The sequence below is a fragment of the Ruminococcus sp. RTP21204st1_B2_RTP21204_210225 genome, from assembly GCF_040914135.1.
GTDB classification, from domain to species: domain Bacteria; phylum Bacillota; class Clostridia; order Oscillospirales; family Ruminococcaceae; genus Hominimerdicola; species Hominimerdicola aceti.
In genome coordinates, this window is the sequence record NZ_JBCPGA010000073.1 from 1 (window position 1) to 6,790 (window position 6,790).

The window sequence follows — 6,790 nt, forward strand, 5'->3', positions numbered from 1 at the left end:
CCTATGCGTCCCCTCAAATGGTTTTCGCCTATCGAATTTCTTAATAATAGTGTCCAATATGATTGACAAACCTACACTGTGAATCAAGACTTGACCTACACTGTGAATCAAGACTTGACCTACAATTAAAAATATATCAAAAATATTCCCTCAAAAGTAGAAATAAGGTAGAGCAGAAAAAATATCGGTTTTGCGCTTTAAATCGTTGACAAATCGTTCAAGATGTGCTATACTATATCATAGAGCATCTTGACAACTGAATAACCCCTAAATTGGACAAGCACAACGATTTATCTGCCGATATTTAGAACAACAAAATCTGAAATCGGAGGTAATCGTAAATGGAAATGGTTTATACATTATATAGAGTGTCAACCAAACAGCAGGTAGATAAAACGAAGGACGATATTCCCATGCAAAGAGAAGCCTGCCACGAGTTCGCTGACCGCATGGGGTGGAAGATAGGCAAGGAGTTTCTTGAAAAGGGTGTATCAGGCTTCAAGGTTTCTGCAAATGACAGAGATGCTATACAGGATCTGAAAGCTGCGGCTCTTAACAAAGAGTTCGATATTCTCCTTGTGTTCATGTTCGACCGTATAGGAAGAATTGATGATGAAACACCTTTCATTGTGGAATGGTTCGTCAAGCAGGGAATAAGAGTATGGAGCGTTCAGGAGGGCGAGCAGAGGTTTGAGAGCCACGTTGATAAGCTGATGAACTACATAAGATTTTGGCAGGCTTCCGGCGAGAGTGAAAAGACCTCAATGCGAATCAAGACCCGTATGCAGCAGCTTAAAGCAGAGGGCAGCTACACAGGTGGTCCGGTACCGTTTGGATATACTCTTGTGAATACCGGAAGGCTCAACAAAAAGGGCAGGGAAGTGCATGACCTTGCGATAGAGCCTGTTGAATCAGAGTGGGTAAGAGAGATATTCTCAAAGACAGTCAATGAAGGCTACGGCACATACAGATGTGCGGAACTGCTGAATAACAACGGAGTGAGGACACATAACGGTTCAAGGTTCACAAGCAATAATATTAATCGTATATTAAGAAACAAATTGCTGTGCGGATATGTAGTTTCGGGAGAAACGGTATCACCTAAGATGAAGGACTTGCAGATCATTGACGAGCTTACCTTTGAAAGAGCGCAAGTCATTCTCGAACAGCGTATGGTCAAGAATGAGGAAACTCGTGAGATCGCACGAAAGACCAAGACAAAGCAGCTCCTATCGGGACTTATGGTATGCGGTCACTGCGGAGGACATCTCAGTACAATCAAGCATACGGACAGGCACACCCGCAAGGACGGCACCGAGTATGTTAAGATACAGCCGAAATACATTTGCTATCACAAGAGCAGAGGACTTTGCCAGTGCAGCGGCTCGACTACCTATCTTGTGAGCAGGATAGATGATGCAGTCTGTGAACTGTTACATGAAATGTTTGCAGGCATAAAAGAATCTCCTGACGAAGCCGTACTGAAAAAGAACTTCGATAAGGAGATGGCAAGCTACAGAGCAAAGATCAAAAAGCTGAATCATGAGCTTGAAAAGCATGAGCAGCAGCTTGAAAAACTTGAAGCCGAGGTGGCTGACAGCCTTATGGGAAACAGCCAGTTTTCGCCGGACGTTCTTAGCAAGGTGATAAAAAGCACCGAAGAAAAGATAGCGGTGGTTAAAGCAGATATTGATACTCTACAGTCAGAAATGGCTGGCAAAAGAAAATCAATGGAAAGTCTGAAGCCTATGTATGAGATGTTCGTAGGCTGGGCGAAAGAGTTTGACGAGAGTTCCATTGAAAAGAAGAAAATGATAATATCTCAGTTGATAAGCAGGATAGAGGTCTATAAAGGCTACAAACTGAATGTGCAGCTTAATATGGACTATCAGGAATTCTGTGATAACTGGGATGTGCTGAATAAGAAAAGCACGATCAATGCTTAGTTTAATATTTTCATTTGAACGCATAGACTTAGCTAAAACAGCGGGTCTATTTAAAAATTATGAATTTGCGTTATGAATAATACATAAAGCTAGAGCATTCGGCTGTTAACCGAAGGGTCGTTGGTTCGAGTCCAACAGGGGGAGCCAGAGAGCTGTAGCTTTTGCTATGGCTCTTTTTTGTATATATGATTTAGTATTGCAGTTTGTAAATGTAATGTATGGAAACAGTGCTTCCGTATGCTTACGTTAATGTAAGTGTGCGGAAGCACTGTTTGTCTAAAAAACACAGCACACGTTATGAGTGCTGTGATGAGGGAGCTGTTCGATAAATGGGAAACTATTTATGGATTGTCTTTGATTTCAATTTCTACTGAATAATCAACATTTTTTGAGTTGAGGTCTGTAAGCAGAATAGTATTATTATCAAAAGGAACAATTTCAATGTTGCCTTTTCTTTTGCATTTATCAATAAGTAAAAATTTCTTTCCATTTTGATCTGTACAAACAGCATATAACAGCTTAGGCACTTTGAGTTCATAAACTAAATTCGTAATATACGGCTGTACCCATTCTTCATTTCTTTCAGAAATTCTGATACGTAATTCTTTTGATTCATCACTGATGCGTTGTTCAAAATTCTGCTGCATATATATCTTTTTGAATTTTTTGTTGTTATAATAATCCATAATCAATACATATGGCAGGAGCCACAAACCATAATCAATGAAGCCCAGAAAAGCTAACCATTTAATAGGAGAGAAGAGAAATGCAACAGCAAGAATAAACCCACCGAAAAATGGAAATCCAGATATGTGTTTTTTGCTTTTTTGGCTTTGATATAATGCGGTATATGTAACAGCTATCAAAAATACTCCGATTATTCCAAGCGTTATAGTCATGAGCCATTCTTGCATAACAGTTTTTCCTTTCTGAAAAATTCAAATAATAGTGCTGCGATAAGTGATCTGCTCGACAAATTGGAATTTAAATCATTTTTTATATGGTCTATAATGCGGATTTTCGGAATTATTTTTCCAAAATGCCTCTATACCATATTCTCTAATTTGTTGATTACCCTCCAGCCACTGCCTGTATACTATTTCTTCAAAAATTCCCTGCGTTTTTTTGCACGGAAACTCATTGCACTCTCCACAAAAATCAACGCCATGGTTCTTTGTGCACTCAAGCAAAAAACACCCTTCGATGCTGCATCCATTATGTTCTGTGCTGCGGCAACCTGAACAAGAAGCACCCGCATATATGCTAAGTACTCCCTCAAAGTTGTTATAGCTTTCTACGGCGTCGGGCATATGTACCTCATAAAATTCTTTTATGCCCTCTAAATATTTTAATAATGTTTTAGCCGACGCACAAATTATCCCATCATTATATGCCGAACAAGTGTGGCACATTAAAGAACATGGCGCAACCTTTTTAATAATTTCACTTTTATCCATTTTTTTGTACTCCTCCACTAAATAACGATTTGTCGAGCTGTATACCCGATTGATTTACAAAACCATTATACTACATCTAATCAGCGGTTAGTCCTTTGTTTGTATTATTTCTTTGCAAGATCTTTTATAACTTCTCCTGCCACGATAAGTCCCGCCACTGACGGAACAAATGCCGTTGAGCCTGGAATATCACGGCGCACTGTGCATTTTCTTGCCGTGCCAGGAGGACAAATGCAGTCCTGACGGCATGAAATAGCCATATCTTCTATCGGTCTGATAGGCTGTTCCTCTGAGTAAACAACTTTAAGCGACTTTATGCCTGCCTTTTTAAGCTCTCGTCGCATGACTTTCGCAAGAGGGCAGACCTTTGTCTGATAAATGTCCGCCACACGGAATGCTGTAGGGTCAAGCTTGTTGCCTGCACCCATTGAGGATATAACAGGTACTCCTGCGACGTCTGCTCGCTTTATTATCTCCAGCTTGCCTGTAACAGTGTCAATGGCGTCGATAATGTAATCATACTGAGTAAAATCAAACTGATCCGCTGTGTCAGGCATATAAAAACACTTGTATGTGTTTACCTTTATGTCAGGGCAGATGTCGTGAACACGCTCCTCCGCCACATCTACCTTGTATTTTCCTACTGTTTTTCTTGTGGCAATTATCTGACGATTGATGTTGGTCAGACACACTTTGTCATCATCTATAAGGTCAAGCTCGCCTACACCGCTTCGTGCAAGGGCTTCAACTGCATATCCGCCTACACCGCCTATGCCGAAAATCGCAACCCTGCTGTTGCTGAGCTTTTCCATTGCTTCTTTGCCGAATAAAAGTTCGGTTCTTGAAAACTGATTTAGCATATAAACACTCCTGAATACTGTTTTATTCTTTTATGATAACATATCCAAGCCCTTTTTTCAAGTGCATTTTTGCCTGCTTTTATTAATTTTCTGATTGATCCTATATGTATTATATAATATCTTTGTTACAGTTTTCGACCGCATTTTCGTTGCGTTTTTATCGAAAATGTGCTATAATATTATATGTGATAATACGCAAAAAGTAATAAAAAGGATTGGTAAAAACATGGACATTAACAAGACCCTTGCGGAAGAATTTAAGCTCAGACAGGAGCAGATAGACAACACTGTGGCACTCCTTGATGACGATAAAACTATACCGTTTATTGCACGATACAGAAAAGAGCTTACAGGCTCGTTGGACGATCAGGTGCTTAGAGAGATCGCTGACAGGCTCACTTACCTGAGAAATCTTGAAAAACGTAAAGGCGAGATAATCTCTTCTATCACTGAGCAGGAGAAAATGACAGACGAGATAATGTCTGCTATCGAAAATGCAAAGACCCTTGTGGAGGTGGAGGATATCTACAGACCTTTCAAGCCGAAGCGTAAGACAAGAGCCTCTGTGGCAAGAGAAAAGGGGCTTGAACCACTGGCTGAACTTATCTTGACTCAGGATAAAAAATGCGACCCACAGGTCGAGGGGTCAAAATATATCAACGAGGAAAAGGGCGTAAAGTCTGCGGACGAAGCTTTGCAGGGTGCAATGGACATAATCGCAGAGGATATCTCTGATGACGCTGACCTGAGAAAATACATAAGAACGCTGTTTTCGCAGATAGGCGTGATAAGCTCAAAAGCGTCTGACGAGAATGCCGAGTCGGTGTATGAGAATTATTACGACTATGCCGAGGCTGTGGGAAAGATAGCAGGTCACAGAGTTTTGGCTTTGGATAGAGGCGAAAAAGAGGGCGTTCTGAAAGTATCAGTGAATGTCCCAGAGGGCGCAGGGGAGAGAGCCTGCGTGTCAAGATATGTGAAAAATAAGTCAGAGTGCGGACAGCTTGTTACGGCTGCTTGTGAGGACGGCTATAAAAGACTTATTTATCCGTCCATAGAGCGTGAGATAAGGGCGGAGCTTTCGGCAAACGCTCAGGAGGGGGCAATAAAGGTGTTCTCCTCAAATCTCAGACAGCTTCTTATGCAGCCGCCTGTTAAAGACACTGTTACCCTTGGTCTTGACCCAGGATATGCTCACGGTTGTAAGACCGCTGTAGTGGACGCTACGGGCAAGGTGCTTGACACTGCGATAATCTACATTACTCCGCCAAGAAAGGATACAGAGCGTGCTAAGCGTATTCTGACGGGCTTTATAAAGAAATATGGTGTTACGACTATCTCCATAGGCAATGGCACTGCTTCAAGAGAAACGGAGCAGTTCACAGCCGAGCTTATCAAAGAAATTCCGCAGAAAGTTTCTTACATGGTGGTGTCTGAGGCAGGCGCTTCCGTTTACTCCGCTTCCAAGCTTGCGGCTGAGGAGTTTCCTGAGTATGACGTTTCACTGCGTTCAGCAGTATCAATAGCACGCCGTTTGCAGGACCCTCTTGCAGAGCTTGTAAAGATAGACCCAAAGGCAATAGGTGTTGGACAGTATCAGCATGATATGCCAAAGGCGAGAATGGACGAGGCTTTGAAGGGCGTTGTTGAGGACTGCGTAAACTCAGTAGGCGTTGACCTTAATACGGCTTCATACTCATTGTTGTCATACATATCGGGCATAAATATGACAGTTGCAAAGAATATTGTTTCCTACCGTGAGGAAAACGGAGCTTTCACCGAAAGAAAGCAGCTTATGAAAGTTCCGAAGCTTGGAGCAAAGGCATTTGAGCAGTGTGCAGGATTTTTGAGAGTTCGTGGCGGAAAAAATCCGTTGGATAACACGGCTGTTCACCCTGAGTCATACAAGGCAGCGCAGGCGCTTATTGACAGATGTGGGCTGAGCCTTGCGGACATGGGCGACGTAAAGCAGATAGCTGAGAAAGTCAATGCAATGGGCATGAAGAAGCTTGCCACAGATATCGGCATTGGTGCTCCGACGTTAAAGGACATAGTAGGGGAGCTTGAAAAGCCTGGCCGTGACCCTCGTGACGAGCTGCCGCCACCGCTTATGAGAAGTGGCGACATTATGGAGCTTAAAGACCTGAAACCGGGCATGGAGCTTATGGGCACAGTGAGAAACGTTATAGACTTCGGTGCGTTCGTTGATATCGGTGTTCATGAGGACGGACTTGTACACATTTCTCAGATGTGCGACAGATTTATAAAGCACCCTCTTGAGGTCGTAAAGGTCGGGGAGGTAGTTAAGGTTTGGGTACTTAACGTTGACCTGAAGAAAAAGCGTATTTCGCTTACTATGAAAAAGCCTAAGGTGTAGAGATCCAAAACGAAATAAGTTGGAAAAGTCCTAAATAAGTGGGACGTTGGTCTTACACTTTTGCGGCAGACTGAAGGGGCTGTAAAAAAAGTCCCCAAGAAAAAAGGCTGCGATCTTGCCAAAAAGCAAGACAGCAGTCTTTTTTTGTGG

The 6,790-nt window shown here is 42.3% G+C and carries 5 protein-coding genes; 2 read left to right on the plus strand and 3 right to left on the minus strand.

The window, feature by feature from the left end; all coding sequences use genetic code 11:
* The first annotated feature begins 341 nt into the window (after nucleotides 1-341).
* Nucleotides 342-1,946, plus strand: a complete 1,605-nt coding sequence (locus AB5123_RS13565) for a recombinase family protein (RefSeq protein ID WP_256322629.1) — start codon at nucleotides 342-344, stop codon at nucleotides 1,944-1,946.
* A 341-nt stretch (nucleotides 1,947-2,287) separates the two neighbouring features.
* On the opposite strand, the gene AB5123_RS13570 is transcribed toward AB5123_RS13565, so the two are convergent.
* From AB5123_RS13570 to AB5123_RS13580, 3 genes are all read right to left on the minus strand, one after another.
* Nucleotides 2,288-2,860, minus strand: coding sequence for a hypothetical protein (locus AB5123_RS13570; protein WP_195388687.1), 573 nt, complete (start codon nucleotides 2,858-2,860; stop codon nucleotides 2,288-2,290).
* 75 nt (nucleotides 2,861-2,935) lie between these two features.
* Nucleotides 2,936-3,403 (minus strand): DUF3795 domain-containing protein, encoded by a 468-nt coding sequence (locus AB5123_RS13575; protein ID WP_117863026.1) that lies wholly within the window; start codon nucleotides 3,401-3,403, stop codon nucleotides 2,936-2,938.
* Between the two features lie 104 nt (nucleotides 3,404-3,507).
* Nucleotides 3,508-4,263 (minus strand): ThiF family adenylyltransferase, encoded by a 756-nt coding sequence (locus tag AB5123_RS13580; RefSeq protein ID WP_368364949.1) that lies wholly within the window; start codon nucleotides 4,261-4,263, stop codon nucleotides 3,508-3,510.
* A 226-nt stretch (nucleotides 4,264-4,489) separates the two neighbouring features.
* On the opposite strand from AB5123_RS13580, the gene AB5123_RS13585 reads away from it, so the two are divergent.
* Nucleotides 4,490-6,640 carry a Tex family protein gene (locus tag AB5123_RS13585; protein WP_368364950.1) on the plus strand — a complete coding sequence of 717 codons (2,151 nt, stop codon included), beginning with the start codon at nucleotides 4,490-4,492 and terminating at the stop codon, nucleotides 6,638-6,640.
* Nucleotides 6,641-6,790: the final 150 nt, after the last annotated feature.

Coding starts and splice junctions, on each gene's coding strand:
- AB5123_RS13565 (WP_256322629.1), top strand. CDS start 342: ATGGAAATGGTTTATACATTATATAGAGTGTCAACCAAACAGCAGGTA.
- AB5123_RS13570 (WP_195388687.1), bottom strand. CDS start 2,860: ATGCAAGAATGGCTCATGACTATAACGCTTGGAATAATCGGAGTATTT.
- AB5123_RS13575 (WP_117863026.1), bottom strand. CDS start 3,403: ATGGATAAAAGTGAAATTATTAAAAAGGTTGCGCCATGTTCTTTAATG.
- AB5123_RS13580 (WP_368364949.1), bottom strand. CDS start 4,263: ATGCTAAATCAGTTTTCAAGAACCGAACTTTTATTCGGCAAAGAAGCA.
- AB5123_RS13585 (WP_368364950.1), top strand. CDS start 4,490: ATGGACATTAACAAGACCCTTGCGGAAGAATTTAAGCTCAGACAGGAG.